This window comes from Micromonospora sp. NPDC005173 (assembly GCF_040608515.1).
GTDB lineage: Bacteria > Actinomycetota > Actinomycetes > Mycobacteriales > Micromonosporaceae > Micromonospora.
Map to the genome: position 1 here is coordinate 95,858 of NZ_JBEXIK010000005.1, position 20,541 is coordinate 116,398.

19 protein-coding genes and 3 tRNA genes are annotated in these 20,541 nt (G+C 72.2%); 12 read left to right on the forward strand and 10 right to left on the reverse strand.

Annotated elements, in window-relative coordinates:
* Positions 1-27 precede the first annotated feature (27 nt).
* The gene (locus ABZV00_RS09190) at positions 28-780 is read right to left on the reverse strand and encodes an alpha/beta fold hydrolase (protein WP_355603342.1); all 753 of its coding nucleotides are present in this window, start codon (positions 778-780) and stop codon (positions 28-30) included.
* A 62-nt stretch (positions 781-842) separates the two neighbouring features.
* Between ABZV00_RS09190 and ABZV00_RS09195 the strand changes: the two genes are divergently transcribed.
* Both ABZV00_RS09195 and ABZV00_RS09200 read left to right on the forward strand, forming a co-directional pair.
* Positions 843-1,370 carry a PadR family transcriptional regulator gene (locus ABZV00_RS09195; protein WP_328425091.1) on the forward strand — a complete coding sequence of 176 codons (528 nt, stop codon included), beginning with the start codon at positions 843-845 and terminating at the stop codon, positions 1,368-1,370.
* Positions 1,371-1,674: 304 nt separating this feature from the next.
* Positions 1,675-3,747, forward strand: a complete 2,073-nt coding sequence (locus ABZV00_RS09200) for an ATP-binding protein (protein ID WP_355603346.1) — start codon at positions 1,675-1,677, stop codon at positions 3,745-3,747.
* A 129-nt stretch (positions 3,748-3,876) separates the two neighbouring features.
* Here ABZV00_RS09200 and ABZV00_RS09205 read toward each other — a convergent pair.
* The 3 genes from ABZV00_RS09205 to ABZV00_RS09215 all read right to left on the reverse strand — a co-directional run bounded on the left by ABZV00_RS09205 (position 3,877) and on the right by ABZV00_RS09215 (position 4,142).
* Positions 3,877-3,951, reverse strand: a tRNA-Val gene (locus ABZV00_RS09205).
* A 13-nt stretch (positions 3,952-3,964) separates the two neighbouring features.
* Positions 3,965-4,035, reverse strand: a tRNA-Cys gene (locus ABZV00_RS09210).
* 34 nt (positions 4,036-4,069) lie between these two features.
* Positions 4,070-4,142 (reverse strand) — tRNA-Gly (locus ABZV00_RS09215).
* A gap of 402 nt (positions 4,143-4,544) precedes the next feature.
* Here ABZV00_RS09215 and ABZV00_RS09220 point away from each other — a divergent pair.
* Together ABZV00_RS09220 and ABZV00_RS09225 are read left to right on the forward strand one after the other, a co-directional pair.
* Positions 4,545-5,147 carry a TetR/AcrR family transcriptional regulator gene (locus ABZV00_RS09220; RefSeq protein ID WP_355603349.1) on the forward strand — a complete coding sequence of 201 codons (603 nt, stop codon included), beginning with the start codon at positions 4,545-4,547 and terminating at the stop codon, positions 5,145-5,147.
* Positions 5,148-5,344: 197 nt separating this feature from the next.
* Positions 5,345-8,275, forward strand: a complete 2,931-nt coding sequence (locus ABZV00_RS09225; RefSeq protein ID WP_355603352.1) for a M36 family metallopeptidase — start codon at positions 5,345-5,347, stop codon at positions 8,273-8,275.
* 51 nt (positions 8,276-8,326) lie between these two features.
* On the opposite strand, the gene ABZV00_RS09230 is transcribed toward ABZV00_RS09225, so the two are convergent.
* Positions 8,327-9,166 (reverse strand): hypothetical protein, encoded by an 840-nt coding sequence (locus ABZV00_RS09230; protein WP_355603355.1) that lies wholly within the window; start codon positions 9,164-9,166, stop codon positions 8,327-8,329.
* 177 nt (positions 9,167-9,343) lie between these two features.
* Between ABZV00_RS09230 and ABZV00_RS09235 the strand changes: the two genes are divergently transcribed.
* Both ABZV00_RS09235 and ABZV00_RS09240 read left to right on the forward strand, forming a co-directional pair.
* Complete coding sequence (locus ABZV00_RS09235) at positions 9,344-10,012, forward strand: 50S ribosomal protein L11 methyltransferase (protein ID WP_355603358.1); 669 nt, start codon at positions 9,344-9,346, stop codon at positions 10,010-10,012.
* A gap of 57 nt (positions 10,013-10,069) precedes the next feature.
* Complete coding sequence (locus ABZV00_RS09240; RefSeq protein ID WP_355603717.1) at positions 10,070-11,203, forward strand: cytochrome P450; 1,134 nt, start codon at positions 10,070-10,072, stop codon at positions 11,201-11,203.
* On the opposite strand, the gene ABZV00_RS09245 is transcribed toward ABZV00_RS09240, so the two are convergent.
* Complete coding sequence (locus ABZV00_RS09245; RefSeq protein ID WP_355603361.1) at positions 11,177-11,455, reverse strand: hypothetical protein; 279 nt, start codon at positions 11,453-11,455, stop codon at positions 11,177-11,179. The two genes, ABZV00_RS09240 and ABZV00_RS09245, sit on opposite strands and share 27 nt — an antisense overlap.
* 141 nt (positions 11,456-11,596) lie before the next feature.
* On the opposite strand from ABZV00_RS09245, the gene ABZV00_RS09250 reads away from it, so the two are divergent.
* The 3 genes from ABZV00_RS09250 to ABZV00_RS09260 all read left to right on the forward strand — a co-directional run bounded on the left by ABZV00_RS09250 (position 11,597) and on the right by ABZV00_RS09260 (position 14,262).
* Positions 11,597-12,445, forward strand: coding sequence for a polysaccharide deacetylase family protein (locus ABZV00_RS09250; RefSeq protein WP_355603363.1), 849 nt, complete (start codon positions 11,597-11,599; stop codon positions 12,443-12,445).
* Between the two features lie 87 nt (positions 12,446-12,532).
* Complete coding sequence (locus tag ABZV00_RS09255) at positions 12,533-13,465, forward strand: ATP-binding cassette domain-containing protein (RefSeq protein WP_355603366.1); 933 nt, start codon at positions 12,533-12,535, stop codon at positions 13,463-13,465.
* A complete protein-coding gene (locus ABZV00_RS09260) occupies positions 13,462-14,262 on the forward strand; it encodes an ABC transporter permease (RefSeq protein ID WP_355603369.1) in 801 nt (266 codons plus the stop codon). Before ABZV00_RS09255 ends, ABZV00_RS09260 begins: the two co-directional genes overlap by 4 nt.
* A gap of 29 nt (positions 14,263-14,291) precedes the next feature.
* Here the strand turns inward: ABZV00_RS09260 and ABZV00_RS09265 are convergent, their stop codons facing one another.
* The 4 genes from ABZV00_RS09265 to ABZV00_RS09280 are packed head-to-tail and all read right to left on the reverse strand — an operon-like array spanning position 14,292 to position 18,497.
* Positions 14,292-14,969 carry a response regulator transcription factor gene (locus ABZV00_RS09265; RefSeq protein ID WP_355603372.1) on the reverse strand — a complete coding sequence of 226 codons (678 nt, stop codon included), beginning with the start codon at positions 14,967-14,969 and terminating at the stop codon, positions 14,292-14,294.
* A 2-nt stretch (positions 14,970-14,971) separates the two neighbouring features.
* Entirely contained in the window at positions 14,972-16,543 is a 1,572-nt protein-coding gene (locus ABZV00_RS09270; RefSeq protein WP_355603375.1) for a histidine kinase, read from the reverse strand.
* 54 nt (positions 16,544-16,597) lie between these two features.
* Positions 16,598-17,302: a dethiobiotin synthase gene (bioD, locus tag ABZV00_RS09275; protein WP_355603720.1), complete on the reverse strand. Its 705-nt coding sequence runs from the start codon at positions 17,300-17,302 to the stop codon at positions 16,598-16,600.
* A 58-nt stretch (positions 17,303-17,360) separates the two neighbouring features.
* A complete protein-coding gene (locus ABZV00_RS09280) occupies positions 17,361-18,497 on the reverse strand; it encodes an 8-amino-7-oxononanoate synthase (protein WP_355603722.1) in 1,137 nt (378 codons plus the stop codon).
* 205 nt (positions 18,498-18,702) lie between these two features.
* On the opposite strand from ABZV00_RS09280, the gene bioB reads away from it, so the two are divergent.
* Genes bioB through ABZV00_RS09295 form a run of 3 tightly spaced genes read left to right on the forward strand, consistent with a single transcriptional unit; the run spans position 18,703 to position 20,439 of the window.
* Positions 18,703-19,698, forward strand: a complete 996-nt coding sequence (bioB, locus tag ABZV00_RS09285; RefSeq protein ID WP_328425067.1) for a biotin synthase BioB — start codon at positions 18,703-18,705, stop codon at positions 19,696-19,698.
* Between the two features lie 20 nt (positions 19,699-19,718).
* A complete protein-coding gene (locus ABZV00_RS09290) occupies positions 19,719-19,928 on the forward strand; it encodes a hypothetical protein (RefSeq protein ID WP_328425065.1) in 210 nt (69 codons plus the stop codon).
* Between the two features lie 4 nt (positions 19,929-19,932).
* On the forward strand, positions 19,933-20,439 hold the full coding sequence (locus ABZV00_RS09295; RefSeq protein ID WP_355603380.1) for a GNAT family protein: 507 nt from the start codon (positions 19,933-19,935) through the stop codon (positions 20,437-20,439).
* Positions 20,440-20,541: the final 102 nt, after the last annotated feature.

Consider the following 20,541-nt stretch of genomic DNA (forward strand, 5'->3'; position numbering starts at 1 on the left):
CCTCCGGGTACGGGTCGACCGCCTGCCCTACGCCAGCAGTGCCGCGGCGGTGGCCGCGACGAAGCCGTCGGGGTTGTCCAACATGATGTTGTGGCCGGAGCCCGGCACGGCGACCACCCGCACGCCGGCGTCGCTGAGGGCACGCGCACCGATCGGTTCGTTGTCGGCCGGGTGGAGGTAGGTACGCGGCACAGGCAGGTCGAGCAGCAGGTCACGCATGGTGGGGGTGGTGCCGGCGCCAAGGTGCGCCGCGGTGCGGTAGAGCGCTTCCGCACCGGTGAGCCGCATGGTCGCCGCCCAGGCCGGGCCGACGCGGTCGAGCGTCTCGGCTCGACCATCGCCGCGGACGAACTGCTCCTCGGTGTAGCGGGCCTGAATGCCGACGCCCGGAGGCTGCGGGTCGAGGGTGGCGTCGACCAGGACCAGTGCGGCGACGAGGTACGGATGGCGCGCGGCCAGGACGATGGCGACGGCGCCGCCCATGCTGTGGGCGATCACCTCCGCGCCGCTGACGCCGGCCGCGGTCAGCGCCGTGGCGAGCAGATCGGCGTGCTCCTCCAACGTGTACGAGGCGTCGGCCGGCCGGTCGCTGATGCCGTGCCCGAGCAGATCCATCATCAGGCTGCGCCGTCCGGCGAGTGTGGGGTTGGTGGCCACTCCTGCGTAGTAAACCGGCGAGGAGGCGCCCAGACCGTGCAGGTAGACCCGGGTGGGTTCGGCGCCGGGCAGCTCCACCCAGCGGATCGTCGTGCCATCTGGTCGCACCTGGGCGCCGCGCATCACGTACCTCCTGACTAATACCTCGGCTTCGAGGTATACCGTTGCGGAGGTAAGCTAACACGATGTTGGAGTTCGCGATACTGGGCTTCCTGGCCGACGCCCCGCTGCACGGGTACGAGCTGCGCCGGCGCGTGGCCGCGCTCACCGGCCACGTCCGACCAATCGCGGACGGGACGCTGTACCCGACGATCAAGCGGATGGAGCGCGCGGGCTTTCTCCGTCGCGATGTGCAGGCCGGCCAGGTGGCGGCACCACGGCACGTACTCATCCTCAGCCCAGCCGGGGAGGCGGAGCTGAGACGTCAGCTCCGAACCCCCGACGAACTGTTCATCACCGACGAGAACCGCTGGTTCACGCTGCTGGCCTTCCTGCGCCATCTCGACGACCCGGCCGGCCAGGCCGCCGTCCTGCAGCGTCGGCTCGACTTCCTCACCCAGCCGGCGAGCTTCTTCTGGGACGGTGACCGACCACTGCGTGCCGCCGACTTCCCTGACGACCCCTTCCGCCAAGGGCTGTTCCGCATCGCCACCACCACCAGCCGCACGGAGATCGCCTGGCTGCGGGAGCTGCTGACATCACTCACGCGATGAGGTCGTGCGGCCATGCGGGTGGGCACATACAGAAAGGCTTTGGCCCGGGCGTCTTGCAGTAATCAGTCAATAAACCGAGGTAGTGGGGGCGACTGTCCCTGGAGGCAGTCGACCCGCCCGCTTCGGGTAGGCTGAACTTTCATCAAAGTCGCCATGCCAAAGGGTGATCGTTGTCGAACATGGCAGAACGTTGAACCCGTCTACGCTTTGAGCCGGCCGCCTCGTAGCCGCAGCAGCCTAGCGCTCAGACTTGTTAAGGGACCTTTGCGTCATCCTTGAATTCCCGCCCCCGCCGCAGGCCCGGTTGGCGGGCCGTCTCCGCGAGTCTCGTGCTCGCGGTCTCATCGGTCGAGAGCATTACTTGGCCGAATTTCGGGCCGCGCTGGCCGGTGAGCCCGGCGCATACGCGGTGTGTTTTCTGCATGGGCCCGGTGGAATCGGCAAGTCGTCGCTGCTCCGGCGGTTCAAGGACACAGCCGAGGAATCCGGTCGCACTGTGATCGAAATTGACGGCCGCACGGAGCCGTCTCCTGCCGAATTCTTTGTGGAGGCGGAGACGGCACACACCGATCACCGAACGGTGGTGTTGATTGACACCTTCGAGAAGTGCGAGGTTCTGGAAGACTGGCTGCGGGACCGCTTCCTTCCACAGGTCAAGACCGGTGTGGTGGTGGTCGTGGCCGGCCGCAGACCACCGGCGGCCAGCTGGACCTCCGATGTAGCCTGGGCGGGCACACTTCAAGTGCTGGAGCTCGATGGGCTCAGTCTCAAGGAGTCTGCCGCGTTGCTCGATGCCCGTGGTGTGAGGCCGGAATTACGAGACATCATCGCCGCCTTCGCCGGCGGGAATCCGTTGGCCCTGAGCCTCATGGCAGAGGCCGCCGCCCGCATCGGTGCCTCCCATGCCAGGTGGAGACCCACGCAGGACTTCATCGCGCCGTTGATGGGTCAGCTCGTGGGACCCGTGCCGAGTGAGACGCATCGTGTGGCGCTGACCGTGTTGACCCAAGCGCGTGTGACTACGGAAGGACTGCTGCAGACGGTGATGAGCAAGTCGGACGCTGCCATGGTGTTCGACTGGCTGATTCAGCAACCATACGTAGAACTGGGTCCACGCGGAATATATCCGCACGACATCGTCCGCGGGGTCCTGGAGGCGGACCTGCGATGGCGAAATCAACAGCGCTACGCCGAAATCTACAACCGAATCTGGCCGTACCTGCTCCAGGTCGGCCGGGCCGCCACCGGTTCCGACGTGCTGCCCGCGATGCGGGACCTGTCTCACCTCCTGCTACCTGAACTGGAGGAGGAGGACCGGTACTCCTTCAGCACCCCGTATGAAGGACAGCTACGCGAGGCAGCCATGAATCCGGAGGACCGCCACGACATCCTCGCGATGGCGGCCGAGACCGAAGGGCCGGAGTCCATCGCCATTCTGGACTTCTGGCTGCAGCGAGAGCCGGAGTGCGTACGCCTCTATCGTTCGGAATCTGGGGCTCTCGTCGCGTTCATGGTATGGATCCGGCTTCGTGCTGGTGACCGAGAGGCACTCCAGCGAGACCCGGTCGCGGCTGCCGCCTGGGCCCACGCCACCGAGGCCGGCGCGCTGCGCGCCCACGAGCACATCAGGATTGACCGGTTTATTGCCTATCCCGCTTCGTACCACCGCGTAACGCCGAGGCTGCACCCCATGCAGCTGCGCATCATGGCGGAGTGGGTACAAGCGGAGAATCTGGCCTGCTCATATGTCGTGCCCGCCGATCCCGACTACTGGCGTCGGCTCATGGACCACGCACAACACCGGCCGGTCCCGCAGCGCCCCCGAATCGACGGCGTGGAGCACACGCTGTTCGGCCGAAATTGGGAGCACGCCCCCCTCGAATACTGGTTCGCGGACCGCTACAACACGTCGCCCACCACTCAACCTGCCGGCGCCATGAACAAACTGTCGCGAACCGAGTTCGACTCGGCAGTACGGCATGCGTTCGGTAGCTGGCGGAGCACCAGCGAACTGGCTGCCAACCCACTCAGGCACGCTAAACTCGTCCGGCATTCGCTCGCCGGTCACCCGGTCGACGAGGCGGCAGTGGCCGGGGCGTTGCGAGATGTGCTCGGCGACGCCGTCAGCGCACTGCGCGAGGATCCGCGTACGGTCAAAATGCATCGCGCCGTTGCCGCCACCTACCTTGAAGGGTCACGAACCCAACAAAGTGCCGCCCTTCGGTTGAATCTACCGTTCTCAACCTACCGTCGACACCTCACTCGAGGCCTCGACCAGATATGCGAAATCCTGTGGAAGCACGAGCTGAAGCCGCGCCCGCTTGTGACGCCAGACGGCGGTATGGCAGTCCGGGTCGTTCTAGATGACCGGCGATGAGTGCGGCTCGGTCCGGGCTGGCCGGCGTGTCTGCGGGCATGGAGACCGTCGCAACTCATGGGTGACTCATGATCTAGGGTGAGATCAAGAAAAGGCCAGGTCAGATAATCTCTGACCTGGCCTTTTTGCTGGTGGGCGATACTGGGTTTGAACCAGTGACCTCTTCCGTGTCAAGGAAGCGCGCTCCCACTGCGCCAATCGCCCGTGCCTTGTGCTGAGGTGGGGACGGGATTTGAACCCGCGTACACGGCTTTGCAGGCCGTTGCCTCGCCTCTCGGCCACCCCACCGAGGTTGCCCCCGTCATACGTGGCGGCAGCTCCGAGCGGACGACGGGATTCGAACCCGCGACCCTCACCTTGGCAAGGTGATGCGCTACCAGCTGCGCTACGTCCGCACGCCCCCCGGGCGTTCCCGGGTCACGGATGAGAACTTTAGCCGAGCCGATGAACGACTGCCAACTCGGGGTCCGGCTCGGCGCGTCCCATCCCCGAGCCGGTGGACGAGCGCACGACCGCTGGCGGGACCTGAGCCACCACCGACCGGCTTCCTAGGGGGCTGACCTGGTACTCCCTGATCGTCACACTCCGGCACCGCCGGGGCCTGCCGCCCTGCGCAGGCGGGGAGCCCCTCGGTGGGCGTCCCGGTGCGTCGACCAGTGCCGGCGGACCTCGACGAACTCTCCCAGAAGAACGACAGGCGGCATCCTCAGGAAGTGTCCGGCTTCCGACTGTCGTGCGACGAATCGGACGGTGGCGGTAACTGTTCGTGTTCGGGCAGATAGGCTACGGTAACGGTCGTGACGAGACGTGCGGCCGAGATCCGCCTGGATGCCCTGCTGCGCACCGCCTGTGACGTGATCGTCGAGCGCGGTCTGGCCAACACCCGGACAGCGGACGTGGCGCAGGCGGCCGGTGTGAGTCAGGCGCTGGTCTTCTACCACTTCGCCACCAAGGAGCGACTGCTCGCGCAGGCATTCGCGTACGCGGTCGAGCAGGACCTGGCCCGACTGGACGTGGTGACCCGCTCCTCGGCCCCGCCGCTGACCAAGCTCCGGCGGATCCTCAAGCTCTACACCCCGGCCGGGCGAGCCACCTCCTGGTCGATGTGGATCGACGGCTGGTCGGAGTCGTTGCGTACCCCCGAGGTGGAGAAGGTCTCCCGCCGGCTCGACCTGCGCTGGCGGCAGGACCTGGCCGCGGTGATCTCGGCCGGGGTCGCCGACGGCACCTTCCAGTGCGCCGACCCGGACGGGGCCGCCTGGCGGATCAGCGCGGTGATGGACGGCCTGGCCGTGCAGCTCGCCGTGCACGACCGGGTGATCTCCCGCCGGCAGTTCGGCGAGTGGGTCCGGCTGGTGACCTCCCGGGAACTCGGCCTGGATCCCACCGACCTGGACTGACCCCGTTTGGCCGGGTCGATCCGGCGGGCAGCCGGGCGTGCGGGCACCGGCACCGTTGATTTATCTCGATCTGTCGGCGCGTCGCCGGCCCGGGGCCTTGCCGCCACCCCTAGCGGCTGATATCCACAGATGCGCATGCGTTACCGCGCAGCGTCGGCCGGCGGCCGCCGGCCATCCCGCTCCCACGAGGAGGTCCCGTGCCACAACCGGAGTGGTCACCCCCGATGAGCCGGCGTCGACGCCGGCTCATCGCCGTACTGGCGACGACCGCGACGGTCGCCGCGCTGCTCCCCACCGGCGCGAGCACCGCGGCCCCCGCCGGCGGCGCGCCGTCCGCCGAGCGCCGCTCCGGGCCGTTCGCCGAGGGGCACCAGCACGCCGACGTCGACAACCGCACCGGTACGGCGGCACCGGACGCCCGCCAGCGCGGGTTGGCCCGCGCCGCCGACCCCGACGTGCGGTGGAACCGGCTCGGTACCCCGCAGGCGCTCGGCCCCGGCCGCACCCCGCTCGCCACCGGCCTGCCCACCGACCCGGAGGCCGCAGCCCGCGCCTACCTGGCCGCCAACCGCGACCTGTTCGGAATGGACACCGCAACGGTGTCCAGCCTGGAGCGGGTGCTGGTCCGCCCGATCGGCAGCGGCGCCGTGGTCACCCTGCGGCAGCGCTTCGGCGACCTGCCGGCTGGCCCGGACGGCCTGGTCACCATCGCGGTCTCCGGCGGCGCGGTGCTCTCGGTCAGCTCCTCGCTGGCCCGCGACACCGGCGCACCCGCGCCGGCCACCCGCACCGCCGAGCAGGCGTACGCCGCCGCGCTCGCCGACGCCAAGCTGGACGCCAGCGCGGTGGCCAGCCACACCGTGCGCGCGGTGGCCGTGCCCACCCCGGTGGACGGGCCTCGGGCCGGATACGAGGTGACGCTGATCGGCGCGGACACCGACCACCCGGCCGCGTTCACCACCTACGTGGACGGGATCACCGGGCAGGTGCTGGTCCGCGAGGACCTCGTCGACTTCGACTCCGACAACCCGAGCTGGGCGGTCTTCCCGGCCACCCCGCCCCGCGACCTCGCTCCCGGGCAGGACCCCCGGGTGCGCTGGTGCGGCGACCCCACGCCCGGCTGTCAGGCCGCGTTCCGCGACCCGGCGACCGGCCAGCCGTGGGACGTCGACGCGGCAACCGGCACGCCCACCTTCACCTCGCGCGGGAACTCGGCCAACACGGTGCTCTCCTGGGGCGCCGGCACTCCGGTCGTCCCGGCCACCCCCAGCCCGGAACGCCGCTACGAGTACCCGTTCACCGACCAGTGGCACCAGGCGAAGTGCAATCCGGAGGTGTTCACCTCCGCGCAGCGCAACGACGCCGACGCGGCGATCGGCAACCTCTTCGCCATGCACAACCGGATGCACGACTGGGCGTACCAGTTGGGCTTCACCGAGTCGGCGTGGAACCTCCAGGCGGTCAACCTCACCCCGGCGGGGCTGGGCGGCGACGCCGAGCAGGGCCGCGCCCAGCAGGGCGCCCTGAGCGGCAACCGGAACAACGCCAACCAGGGCACCCCGCGCGACGGGCTGCCGCCGACCACCAACATGTACCTGTGGCAGCCGCAGGCCGGCGGGCCGTACCCGCCGTGCGTGGACGGCGACTACGACATGACGGTGATCGGCCACGAGTACACCCACGCGATCAGCAACCGGATGATCGCCGGCCCGGACAGCGGGATCGGCGGCCACCAGGGCGGGTCGATGGGTGAGTCGTGGAGCGACCTGCTCGCCGCCGAGTACCTCTTCCAGCACGGGCTGCGCGCGCCCGGCGAGACGCCCTTCGTCACCGGCGGCTACGTCACCGGCAACCTGGTCAGCGGCATCCGCAACTACGACCTCAGCCGCAGCCCGCTGAACTACTCCGACATCGGCTACAACACCGGTGGTCCCGCCGTGCACGCCGACGGGGAGATCTGGGGCGCCACCAACTTCCGGGTCCGCTCCGCGCTGGTCAAGCGGTACGGCCTGGGCACCCCGCAGCGGCAGTTGGAGTGCGCGCAGGGGAAGGTCGCCGCCGACAAGTGCCCGGGCAACCGGCGCTGGTCGCAGCTGGTCTTCGACTCGTTCCTGCTCCAGGCGGCCAGCCAGGTGAGCATGCTCGACATGCGGGACAACATGCTCACCGCCGACCTGCTCCGCTTCGGCGGCGCGAACCAGGACCTGATCTGGGCCGAGTTCGCCCGCTCCGGGATGGGCCGCGACGCCGTCACCAACGGCGCCGGTGACACCGACCCGACGCCGAGCTTCGCCTCGCCGCGCGGCGGCAACGCGACGCTCACCCTGCGCCCGCGCGGGGATAGCGCCGACGCGCCGATCCGGGTGTACGTCGGGGCGTACGAGGCACGGGCGATGCCGATCGCGGACACTGACCCGGCCACGCCGATCCCGGACACCGTGGAGCTGGTGGCCGGCACGTACGACCTGCTCGCGGTGGCGCCCGGCTTCGGGCACCAGCGGCTCAGCGTGGTCGCCAAGGCCGATCACGACGGATACGTGGACCTGCGGATGAGCCGCAACCTCGCGTCCACGGCGTCCGGCGCCACGGTCAGCGGCGACGGGGTCAACCTGGACCGGGTCGCCGACGACACCGAGGCGACGAACTGGGCCTCGCTGGACGGGGTGGCCGGCCGGCAGCTCACCGTGGCGCTGCCCGGGGACGCACCGCAGGTGGTCAAGCGGGTGAACGTCAGCGCCATGCTGCGCCCGGCGATCACCGGGGACGCCGACACGGGCGGCCAGAACGCGCTCAGCGCGCTGCGCTCGTTCGCGGTGTCGGCCTGCAACGCGAAGACCACTGACTGCGCGGATCCGGCGCGCTGGCAGCGGATCTACACCAGTGCGGGCGACGCGTTCCCCGGCGGGGCGTACCGGGCGTACACCCGGGACATCAACCTCCGGACGTTCGCGGTGCCCACCACGCTCGCCACCCACCTGCGGCTGGAGGTGCTGGCCAGCCAGTGCACCGGCGGCCCGCAGTACGCCGGTGAGCAGGACAACGACCCGGCCACGACGACGGACTGCGCGACCGCCAGCCCGGCCCGGAACCAGGTCAGGATCGCCGAGTTCCAGGCGTTCTCGAAGTGACACCGTCGGGGCCGGCGGACCTTCGCCGGCCCCGACCACCTCGACCTCGAATCAGCGGCCGGCGGTTCGCCAACTGCCGGCCGGCCGCTCCCACAGCCGGTCCACCGGTGGGTCGTCGGCCTCCGCGGTCGTGACCCGGGTCAGGTGGCGCAGCCGCAGCAGCAGCCCCAACCCGAGCGAGAGCAGCAGCCCGCCGAGCAGGAACGCCGCCTGCGTCACGCCGAAGCCGCCGGCCTGCGATACCGGGCGGCCGGCCTCCGGCTGCGCGGCGTCGACCGGTTGGTCGCCGACCGGCTCCGCGCTCTCCTCCTCGCCCGGCGCGTTCGCCGGGTCGCTGGGCTCCGCTGGTGTTCCGGTCGGCTCCGCCGACCTGCTCGGGACGCCGCCGACCCCCACCACCGAGCGGGTGGCCGTCTGGCGGGCCAGCAGGCGCAGGTTCGCGTCGTACGCCTCCGCGGCGAGGGTGACCCGTCCCTGGGTGACGTCCTCGGCGAAGGCCAACCGGTAGCGGGCGGTGACCGTGCGGTCCGGGCAGAGCGTGCCCGGGTCGAGCTGCCGGTCGGTCAGCCGGGCCACGTCGCCCTCGGTCTGGATCTCCAGCGGGAAGTCGCCGGTCTCCTCCACCCGGTCCATCTTCACCTGGTCGAGTCGGATGCCCTGCACGCTGAGCACCATCGACCAGCGCACCTTCACGCACCCGCCGCGCCGGTCGGTCCGCGAGACCACCGCGGAGACCGTGCGCACCTGGTCGCCGGCGGTGAACCGGGCCGGCAGTCCACTCAACTCGGTGGTGAACGCCGCCTGCGCCGGAGCGGCGAGCACCAGCTCCACCCCGCTCAGACAGGCCAGCACCACCCCGAGCCGCAGCGCGTACCGCCACACCGTCACCACCGCCGTCTCCGTTCGGTTGCCTCCACCACGCAACGCTAGGAGCGGGGCGTCGACCCGACCAGACGGGTGTGTTCGCACCGGGCGGCAAGGACAGTGCGCGGTTTCACCGACGGTGGTGAACCGGTCACCGATCCCCCGCGACACGCCGGGCTCCGGGTCGCTGGGACAATCGCCGACGTGTCCGAACTTTCCACCACCTTCGTCCGGCTGCATGCCCGGCTCACCCCGGTGGCCTTCGTCCCCGAGGTGCGGCTGCACCAGGCGGACGAGCCGATCGGGCTCTGGGAGCTGACCGAGGGTGAGTTCAGCACCGACCGGCCGCCGCCGTTCTGGGCCTTCGCCTGGGCCGGCGGCCAGGCCCTCGCCCGCTACGTGACCGACCACCCGGAGCTGGTCGCCGGCCGCCGGGTGCTCGACCTCGCCTCCGGCTCCGGCCTGGTGGCCATCGCCGCGGCCCAGGCCGGCGCGGCCGCCGTCCGGGCCGTCGAGGTGGACGAACTGGCCGTGGCGGCGGTCGCGCTCAACGCCGAGGCCAACGGGGTACGCGTCGACGCCGAGTTCGGCGACATCCTCGACGGCGACGCCGGGGAGGCCGAGGTGGTGCTCGCCGGGGACGCCTTCTACAGCGAGGCGATGGCCCGCCGGATGCTGCGATTCCTGCTCCGCGCCGCCCGTGCCGGTGCCCTGGTGCTGGTCGGCGACCCCGGTCGGGCGTTCCTGCCCCGGGACCGCTTCGACGAGCTGGCCCACTACGACGTGCCGGTGCCGGAGGCCCTGGAGAGCGTCCGGGTGAAGCGCACCACCGTGTGGCAGTTGCGGGCCGGGCTGCCGGGGGCCGCCGGCTAGCGTGGCGGCGTGCTGTTCCGGAGCTGGGCGTCCGAGGTCGAGGCACCCTGGCCGGACGTGGCCACGGTGACCGACCACGTCGGCGTACCCCATCTGGTCGTGACCCGACACGCGCTGGTCCGCCAGGTCCTCGCCGACCCGGCGACCTACCGGCCGGACAACGCGCTGGACGCGGTGACCCCGATGCCGGTGACGGCGCTGCGGGTGCTCGCCGGGCATCGGTTCCGGCTGCCACCGACCCTGGCGAACAACTCGGGCGCCAGCCATCCGGAGATCCGGTCGATCGTCGCCGGCGCGCTGCACCCCGCCCGGGTCGCCGCGCAGCGCCCCTGGCTCACCGCGCTGGTCCGGGACCGGGTCACCCGGCTGGCCGCCACGCTCGACGCCGGCGCGCCAGTCGACCTCTACGCGGAACTCGCCGCGGACCTGCCACTGCTGGTGCTGGCCCGGCTGGTGGAGCTGCCGGACGCACCGGTCGGCGCGGTCAAGGAATTCGCCCGGGCCGCGCTGGAGCTGTTCTGGGCGCCGCTGGACGCCGACCGGCAGCAGGCGCTCGCCACCGAGGTGGGCCGGTTCCACCGCGTGCTGCGCGACTTCGCGGCCACCGGCGGCGGGCTGGCCGCCGAACTGCGCGCGGCCGGGCACGCGCCGGACGTGGTGGTCGGCGCGCTCTTCTTCCTGCTGGTCGCCGGGCAGGAGACCACCTCGCAGTTCCTGACCCTGCTGTTGCACCGGCTGGCCGGTGAGCCGTCGGTGCGGGCCGGGCTCCGCACCGGCGAGGTCGCGGTGGCCGACGTGGTGGAGGAGGGACTGCGACTGGAACCGCCGATCGTCACCTGGCGCCGAGTCGCGGCGACGGACAGCACGCTGGGCGGGACGGTGGTGCCGGCGGGCACCAGCCTCGTGCTCTGGCTGGCCCGCGCCGGCCGGGACCCGGCGGTCGTCGAGGCGCCCGACGAGTTCCGCCCGGGTCAGCGCGGATCGCGCCGGCATGTGGCGTTCGGCGCCGGTGCGCACCGCTGCGTCGGTGACGTGCTGGCGCGGATGGAGGCGGCCGTGGTGGTGGCCGAGGCCGCGCCGCTGCTCGACGGGGTGACCGTGGTCCGCGCGCCCTGGTGCCCGGACAACCTCACCTTCCGGATGCCCGACGCCTTCGTGATCCGGTCAGTCGAGCGGGCCATGGACCAGTAGCACGATGCTGCCGATCACCGCGGCCGCGCCGAGAAGCAGGGTGCTACCGCCGACGATGAGCCGCCCGATCTGGAAGCCGACATCCTGCCCTACCTCGGCCGGGTCGCGATCGGGCGCTCCCCAGAGGCGGTTCCACGAGCTCTTCGAGATCTGCCGGGCTTGCTCGTCGACCGTCCCGAACAGATTGAAGGTCATGCTCAGTCCGATGAACCCGAGCAGCAGGCCGAAGCCACATGCGGCGAGCACCTGCATGATCCACCGCGCCATCCGCCGCCCCCGTTGACCGAAGCAACTCTGAACCGAGACTAGGCAGCCCGGGCAACACCTCGGTGCCGCCAGCGGGAGCACCACCGGGCTGCAAGATCCTGACAGCGACTCGATACGTTTCCGGGCGTGTCAGCAACCCCTGTGCGCCGCATCCGCGCGGCAACACTTCTGGCCCTCCTGGCGCTGAGCGCCTGCGCAGCCGACCACCGCCCCAGACTCCAGGTCCAGCGGATCACCGCGGATCAACCGAGCCCGTCCGTCGCGCCCTCGGCGACGCCGTCGACCTCGCCGTCCGCGACCGGAAAGCCCGCATTCAAGAGCCTGGCCTGGTACGTGTCGCAGGTGCCGGCCTTCCCCGCGGCACCACCACCGCAACCGGTGCAGCCGGCGGCGAACGGCTCGGCGCCGTTCTGGCACCGGGTGCCAACCGAGCAGAAGGTCGCCTTCATCACCATCGACGACGGTGGGCTGGCCCGCCCGCCCGAGGTGATCGACTTCATCCGGGAGGCACACATCCCGGTCACCATGTTCCTGAACTCGCCGGCGGCGGCCGAGCACACCGACTACTTCCGGCAGATCGAGGCGGCCGGCGGGGTCGTGGCGAACCACACCATCACGCACCCCTCGCTGACGGGCCGGTCGTACGCCTCCCAGAAGCACGAGATCTGCGGCGCGGCGGACACGTTGGAGACGCTGTTCGGCAAGCGACCGGCCCTGTTCCGCCCACCATTCGGCGACCGGGACTCGACCACGCTGAAGGCCGCCCACGACTGCGGCATGAAGGCGGTCTTCCACTGGACCGAGACCGTCCACGAGGGGAAAGTGCGCTACCAGACTCCGGAGAAGGTCGTCCGGCCCGGCGACGTACTGCTGATGCACTTCCGGCCGGCGCTCATGGACGACCTCCTCGCGGCGCTGAAGGCGATCCACCGGGCCGGGCTCACCCCGGCGGTGCTGGAGGACTACGTGGGCTGACCGACGTTGCGGACCTGACGAAAGTCAGGGCGCAGTGCTGCCGTTCAGGCGCGGCGGCAGGGCGGTCCGTGCGCCTAGCGTCAACGCATGATCACATTACGTGGGTTGACGAAACGGTTCGGAGCGACCGTCGCGGTCGACGCCCTGACCGTCGACGTCGCGCCCGGCCGGGTCACCGGCTTCCTCGGCCCGAACGGCGCCGGCAAGTCCACCACCATGCGGATGATCCTCGGCCTGGACCGGCCCACCGCCGGGCAGGCGTTGGTCGGCGGCCGGGCGTACCGGGAGTTGCGGCAGCCGCTGCACGAGGTGGGCGCGCTGCTCGACGCCCGGGCCATCCACCCGACCCGGTCCGGCCGGGCGCACCTGCTGGCCATGGCCCGCAGCAACGGCATCCCGGCCCGCCGGGTGGACGAGGTGCTCGACACCGTCGGGCTGGACGAGCGCGCCGCCGCCAAGCCGGGCAAGACCCTCTCCCTCGGCATGGGTCAACGGCTCGGCATCGCCGGCGCGCTGCTCGGCGACCCGCCGGTGCTGATGTTCGACGAGCCGGTCAACGGCCTCGACCCGGACGGGGTGCGCTGGGTCCGACAGCTGATGCGCTCGCTCGCCGACCAGGGACGGACCGTCTTCGTCTCCAGCCATCTGATGAGCGAGATGCAGCTCACCGCCGACCAGCTCGTGGTGATCGGCCGCGGACGGCTGCTCGCCGACGCGCCGATCGACGACGTGATCGCCGGCAGCGCAGTCGCCGTCCGGGTCCGCAGTCCGCACCCGGACGGGCTGGCCACCCTCGGCGCGCGCCTCGTCGCGGCCGGCGCCACCGTCGAGCCGGCCGGCCCCGACGAGCTGACCGTCACCGGGAGCACCGTGGACCGGGTCGGTGACCTGGCGTACGAGCTGGGGGTGCGGTTGCACGAGCTGAGCTCGCACGGCGCGTCGCTGGAGCAGGCGTTCATGGAGCTGACCGCCGCCAGCGTCGAGTACGCGGGCGGCCCGACCGGAAGCGGGGCACGATGAGCACCGACACCATCCCGAACACCCGTCCCGCCCCGACCGCCTTCCGCGGCGCGGTGGCCGCCGAGTGGACCAAGCTGTTCTCGGTGCGGACCACCTGGTGGACGGCGCTGGCCGCGCTGCTGCTGATGGCTGCGAGCGCCGTCCAGCTGGCCATCTACGCGGCCAACGACAACACCAACGACGACCCGCTCGACGACCGGGGAATCGTCACCGCCGGCAGCGTGGTGATCGACTCCGTCGAGCTGACCCAGTACGCCGTGCTGGCGCTGGGCCTACTGGCGATCACCGCCGAGTTCACCAGCGGCACCATCCGGACGACCCTGCAGTGCACCCCGGCACGCGGCCGGGTGCTGCTGGCCAAGGCCGTGGTCGCCGGCGCGGTCACCTTCGCCCTCGGGCTGCTGCTCGGCGGCGTCGGCGCACTGGTCGCGGGGCCGGCGCTCGGCGAGTGGGGCAGCGTGCCGGTCGCCGGCACGATCAGCGACATCGTGGCGGTGGCGACCTACCTGGCGCTGGTCGGCGTGCTCGCGCTGGGCCTCGGCGCGGCACTACGCAGCGCGGTGCTCACCCTCACCGTGCTGTTCGCCACCCTGATGATCGTGCCGCTGTCGCTTCAGGAGCCGGACATCGCCGTGCTGAACCGGATCGCCGACGTGTTCCCCGGCGTGGCCGGTGGGCATTTCCTGGCCGGCGACACCGAGCCGTACCCGGGCGCGGTCGGGCTGCTGCTGCTCGCCGGGTGGGCCGGCGCGGCGCTGCTGCTGGGCCGGGTCGCGCTGCGCCGCCGCGACGCCTGAACGGTGAGCGGGGGCCTGCCGGCCCCCGCTCACCCGTCGACCAGCCCCGCCTCGTAGGCGATGATCGCCGCCTGCACCCGGTTACGCACGTCCAACCGGGTGAAGATGCTGGTCAGGTAGCTCTTCACGGTGCCCTCCACCAGGTGCAGCCGGCGGGCGATCTCGGCGTTGGACAGCCCCGCCCCGACCAGCGCCAGCACCTCCCGTTCCCGCTCGGTCAGCGCCGCCGTCCGGTCCCGCGCTGCGGGCCGGCGGGCCAACCGCCCAGCGCCCAGCTCGATCACCCGGCGGGCCACCCGCGGCGACAGGTACGCCCCGCCGTCGGCGACCGCGTGCACCCCGGCGATCAACTCGCGCGGGTCCCCGGCCTTGAGCAGGAACCCGCTGGCACCGTGTCCGAGCGCCCGGGCCACATGGTCGTCCTCGCCGAACGTGGTCAGCATGACCGTCGCCGTCGCCGGCGCCACCCGGCGGATCTCGGCGGCGGCGGCCAGCCCGTCCAGCCGCGGCATCCGGATGTCCAGCAGCGCCACCCGGGGCCGGTGTGCGCGGACCAACTCCACCGCCGCCCGCCCGTCGCCGGCCTCGGCGACCACCTCGATGCCCGGATCGGCGGCGAGGATGGCGCAAACACCAGCCCGGATCATCGCCTCGTCATCGGCGAGGACAACCCGTACCGGCCCACGTTCCATGGTGTCGCTGGTCATCGTCAGATCCGCTCCTTGCTGACAAGTCGGCCGTCGGCGAAGCAGAGCCGCCAGGTCGGCGCGGCGAGGGGAAAGTTACCGTCCGTGTAGTACTCGCAGCCGGCCCGCCGTACGCCGGCACTCGGGTCGACCTGCCGCCGGGGCAGCTCGGCCAGATCGCCGCGCGCCACACCCGGCCGCATCCGGTCGAACGCCGACTCGTCCAGCACGGTGCCGGCCGTGGCGACCGGGTAGTAGATCAGCGACAGGACGAGGGCCAGGCCGGCCGGGGCGCCGAGCGCCAGCAGCAGGCTGTGCCGTACCCGTCGGTGGGCGTCACGCAGCTCGGCGTCGGCCGGCCGCTCCGCGCCGCCCTCGACCGGGCCGGGCGCCTCATCCGCAGCCGGCCACCCACCGGCGGCAGGGACAGCGGAGACCACGCTGGCAGGGGCGGTGGGCAGTGGCAGTCGGGCCCGTACCGCGAAGCCGCCGTCCGGGCGCGGGCCAACGTCCAGCATGCCGCCGGCCAGGCGGACCCGTTCGGCGAGGGCGAGCAGCCCGCTGCCGGAGGACGGTGGGGTGGGCAGCGGGCCGGCCGGTGCCAGCTCGTTGACTACCCGCACCTCGATCTCGTCCGCAGCGGGGGCGAGAGTGACGGTCACCGGGGCGCCTGGGGCGTAGCGCGCCGCGTTGGTGAGCGCCTCCCGGACCACCCGGTGCGCGGCGAGCCCGGTCATCCCGGGCAGCTCGACCGCACCGGGCGGGACGTCCAACCGGATCGCCATCCCCGCCTCCCGGGCACCCTCCACCAGGTCGGCGACGGTCTCCCCGGCGGGCCGGAGCCCAGCAGGGCCGCCCTCCTCCCGCAGCACGCCGATGATGCCGTGCAGTCGCTCGGTGGCGGCGGCGACGCTGGCCCGCAACTCCCCCACCGACGCCCGGTGTGCGAGGTCGAGGTCGTCGGCGAGCTCCAGCGCGGCGGCGCGCAGCGCGATCAGGCTGAGGTCGTGGCCGAGCGAGTCGTGCATCTCCTCGGCGATGCGGGCCCGCTCGCGCAGCCGGATCCGCTCGGCGGCGCCGCGCTGTTCGCGCGCCAGCGCGTCAGCCTGCCGGCGGCCCGCGTCGGCCAACTCCTGCTGCTGCCGGCGGTACCGGCCCACCAGCCACGGAAAAACACCGGCGAAGAGCAGCACCGAGGCGAGCATGAACCAGGTGCCCGCCGCGGTGCCGAGCAACCCCAGGTTCAGCACCGTGCCACCGAACGCGATCACGCCGAACAGCACGGCCGCCGGGGCCGCCCCGGCGCTGCGCCGCCCGGTCAGGTAGCTGAACACCGGAATGGCGAAGACGAAATTGCCGTCGACCAGCGACCCGAGCACCACCAGCAGCAGGCCGACCAGCGGCCGACGCCGGCTCAGCACCACCGCCACGGCCAGCAGCGCCAGCCCGCCGACCAGCGACGCCAGACCGTGCCGCGAGAACGGCGGGGTCAGCCCCGCGAACCCGATGGGGGCGGCGAGCACCACCCAGAGCAACGCATCCTTCGGCCGCGCCACGCCCGACGCCCCGTCCACCGGCCACCTCGGGATCCTCACGGCGGCCAGGCTACCCACGCACGACCTGGCCGGACACCGACGAAAGTCAGGTGATCAGCCGATCTCCTCGGCCCAGGCCCGCCAGTCGTCGAGCACCCCGTGCAGGGCTGGGGTGAGCCAGCCCGGCGCGGAGCGCCGGAACACGCCCGGGTCCATGGCGCCGGCGCCGGCGGGCAACGCGCCGAGCAGGTTCGGTACCAGATCGGTGAGGTTGGTCCAGTGCACCAGCTCCGGCGTGGCCGGCCAGGCGCCGATCACCACGCCGGCCGGCACCGCCCGCCGGTCCAGCGCCTCCAGGGTCAGCGCCGTGTGGTTGAGCGTGCCCAGCCCGGCGCGGGCGACCACCACGGCGGGCGCACCGAGCGACACCGCCAGGTCGGCCATCGTCCACGGCTCGCCGGACGGGCGCAGCCCCATCGGGACCAGCAACCCACCGGCACCCTCGACCAGCACCAGGTCGTGCTTGTCGGCCTCGTCGCGAACCGCGTCCACGGCGGTGTACAGCTCCAGCGGCGGCAGGTCGGCGACCCGAGCGGCGGCCAGCGGGGCCAGCGGGTCCGGAAAGCTGGCGAGGGTACGGCCGGTGAGCGGGGCCGCCAGCCGGTTGATCGCGTCCACGTCGCCGGGTTCGCCGCCGGACGTACCCGTCTGGCCGGGTTTGACCACGGCCACCCGCAGGCCGGCGGCCTGCGCGGCGGCGGCGATCGCCGCGGTGACCACGGTCTTGCCGACCTCGGTGTCGGTGCCGGTCACGAGCACCGGGCCACGCCACGGCTCGCTCACCGCAGCGCTCGCAAACCCGGCTCGCTCCTCGCGCTCACGGCGCGCACTCCACGATGACGTCCAGGGCGCGTTCAAAATCGGCCCGGGACACCCCGGCGCTGATGGTGAGCCGCAGCCGGGAACGGCTGTCCGGGGTGGACGGCGGCCGGAAGCAGCCCACGGCGACGCCCCGGTCCCGGCAGTCGGCGGCCCAGCTGGTCGCCGCCTCCGGCCCGGGAGCGGTCACCGAGATCACCGCCGCGTCCGGCGCGGAGACGGTCAGCCCGGCCGCGCGCAGCCGAGCGACCGCCAGCGCCACCCGGTCGGCCAGCTCGGCGCGCAGGCCGTCGCCGGCCCGGGCCAGCCGCAGCGCGGCGTGCACGCCGGCGGCGACCGCCGGCGGCAGCGCGGTGTCGAAGATGAAGGTGCGCCCGGTCTCGACCAGGTGCCGGACGAACTCGGCCGGGCCGGCGACCACGCCACCCGCTCCTCCGAGCGCCTTGGACAGTGTGGCGGTGACGACAACGTCCGGTTCGCCGGCCAGCCCGGCGGCGGCGACCGCACCGGCGCCGGTCGGACCGGTCACGCCGAGCGCGTGCGCGTCGTCGACCAGCAGGAGTGCGCCGTACCGACGGGCCACCTCGTGCAGCCGGGCCAGCGGGGCGAGGTCGCCGTCGACCGAGAAGACGGACTCGGTGACCACCACCGCCGGGCGGCCCGGGGCGGCCGACAACGCTGCGGCCACCGCTGTGACGTCCGCGTGCGGCGTCACCACGGTCTCCGCGCCGGAGATCCGGCAGCCATCGATCAGGGACGCGTGGTTGTGCGCGTCGGAGACGAGCAGCGTCCGGGGTTGGACGAGGGCCCGCAGTGCTCCAAGGTTGGCCAGGTAGCCGGAGGAGAAGACGAGGGACCGGTCGGTGCCGAGCCAATGCGCCAGCTCGTCCTCCAGCGCCTGGTGCGCATCGGTGGAGCCGCGCACCAGCCGCGACCCGGTCGCTCCCAGCCCGTACGCCGACAGAGCCGCCGCGGCCGCGGCCGTGACCTCCGGATGGGTGGCCAGGCCGAGGTAGTCGTTGCCGGCCAGATCGGTCATCCCGTCGCCAGCGGGACGCGGGTGCAGCCGCCGGGTCAGCCCGGCCTTCGCCCGCAGATCCGCGCGGCGGTCGAGCGCCGCCAGCCAGTCCGCCACCGTCACCCCTTCGCCGCCGTGCGGGCCGGTCACCCCGACACCCGCCGGGCGAAATTACCACCCGCCACCACCGGCCCGACGGATCCACTCGGTACGCGGGGCCAAACCTGCACCGAACTCCAGCTTCGAGGCAGGCCCGCTGCGAGCGGGCCGACCGGCCAGCAGGCCGTTCCCGCTGACCCGGGGGCCTTGTAGGGTACGAGCCATGCCAGAGATCCTCGACCAGGCCCGAACCCAGGTCCTGGGTGACGGCGTCGGCCTCGACCAGGCCGGCGTCCTCGCCGTGCTCAACCTGCCCGACGAGCACCTGCCCGCCGCCCTCCAGCTCGCCCACGACGTGCGGATGCGGTGGTGCGGCCCGGAGGTCGAGGTCGAGGGGATCGTCTCGCTGAAGACCGGCGGCTGCCCGGAGGACTGCCACTTCTGCTCCCAGTCCGGCCTGTTCACCTCCCCGGTGCGCTCGGTCTGGCTGGACATCCCGTCGCTGGTCGAGGCGGCGAAGCAGACCGCGAAGACCGGGGCGACCGAGTTCTGCATCGTGGCCGCCGTGCGCGGCCCGGACGCCCGGCTGATGAAGCAGATGCGCGAGGGCGTCGCCGCCATCAAGGCCGAGGTCGACATCCAGGTCGCCGCGTCGCTGGGCATGCTCTCCCAGGAGCAGGTCGACGACCTGGTCGACATGGGCGTGCACCGCTACAACCACAACCTGGAGACCTGCCAGTCGTACTTCCCGAACGTGGTCACCACGCACTCCTGGGAGGAGCGCTGGGAGACGCTGCGGATGGTCCGCGACTCCGGCATGGAGGTGTGCTGCGGCGGCATCCTCGGCCTCGGCGAGACCGTCGAGCAGCGGGCGGAGTTCGCCGCGCAGCTCGCCGAGCTCAACCCGCACGAGGTGCCCCTGAACTTCCTCAACCCCCGCCCCGGCACGCCGCTGGGTGACCGCCCGGTCGTGGAGGGCAAGGACGCGCTGCGGGCCATCGCCGCGTTCCGGCTGGCCATGCCGCGCACCATCCTGCGGTACGCGGGCGGCCGGGAAATCACCCTCGGTGACCTGGGCACCCGCGACGGTCTGCTCGGTGGCATCAACGCGGTGATCGTCGGCAACTACCTGACCACGCTGGGTCGGCCAGCGACCGCCGACCTGGACCTGCTGGACGAGCTGAAGATGCCGGTCAAGGCCCTCTCGGCGACCCTCTGAGATGATCCGGTGAGAACGACGTGACCGAGCTTGTCGAGCCCGTGGCGGCGCAGCGCTGGTGTGACCGCTGCGGCGAGGACGCGGCGATCGGCGGGCACGAGTCGTGCGCGGCGGCCCGGGCGCTGGAGCCGCCGCGCTACTGCCCGCACTGCCGCCGCCGGATGAAGGTGCAGGTGCTGCCGGTCGGCTGGTCGGCGGTCTGCGTCGAGCACGGCGAGATCCGGGGCTGAGCCGATGCTGCGGGGGCGTGCGGTGACGTTGCGGCCGGTGACGGACGACGACGTGACGGCCCTCGCGGCGATCCGGGCCGATCCGGAGGTACGCCGGTGGTGGCGGGGCGGCGACGACCTGACCGACTCCGTCCGCGCCGACCTGGACGACGACGATCTGACGCTGTACGCCATCGAGCACGACGGCCGGGTGATCGGCGCGATCCAGTGGTACGCCGAATCGGACCCGGACTACCGGCACGCCAGCCTGGACATCTTCCTCGACCCGGCGGTACGCGGCGCCGGGCTCGGCGTGGACGCCATCCGCACCCTGGCCCGGCACCTGATCGACGAGTACGGCCACCACCGCTTCACCATCGACCCGGCGGCGGCGAACAGCGCCGCCATCCGGGCGTACGCCAAGGCTGGTTTCCGACCGGTGGGGGTGCTGCGCCGCTACGAGCGCGGCGAGGACGGTCGCTGGCACGACGGCCTGCTGATGGACCTGCTCGCCGACGACCTCGTGGAGTGAGCCGGCCGGGACCTCAACCGTCCGTGGCGCCCTCATTGCCGCCGGTTGGCGGGACGACAAGTGAATCTTGGACAGTTGCCGTTCCCGGTGAACGGCAACTGT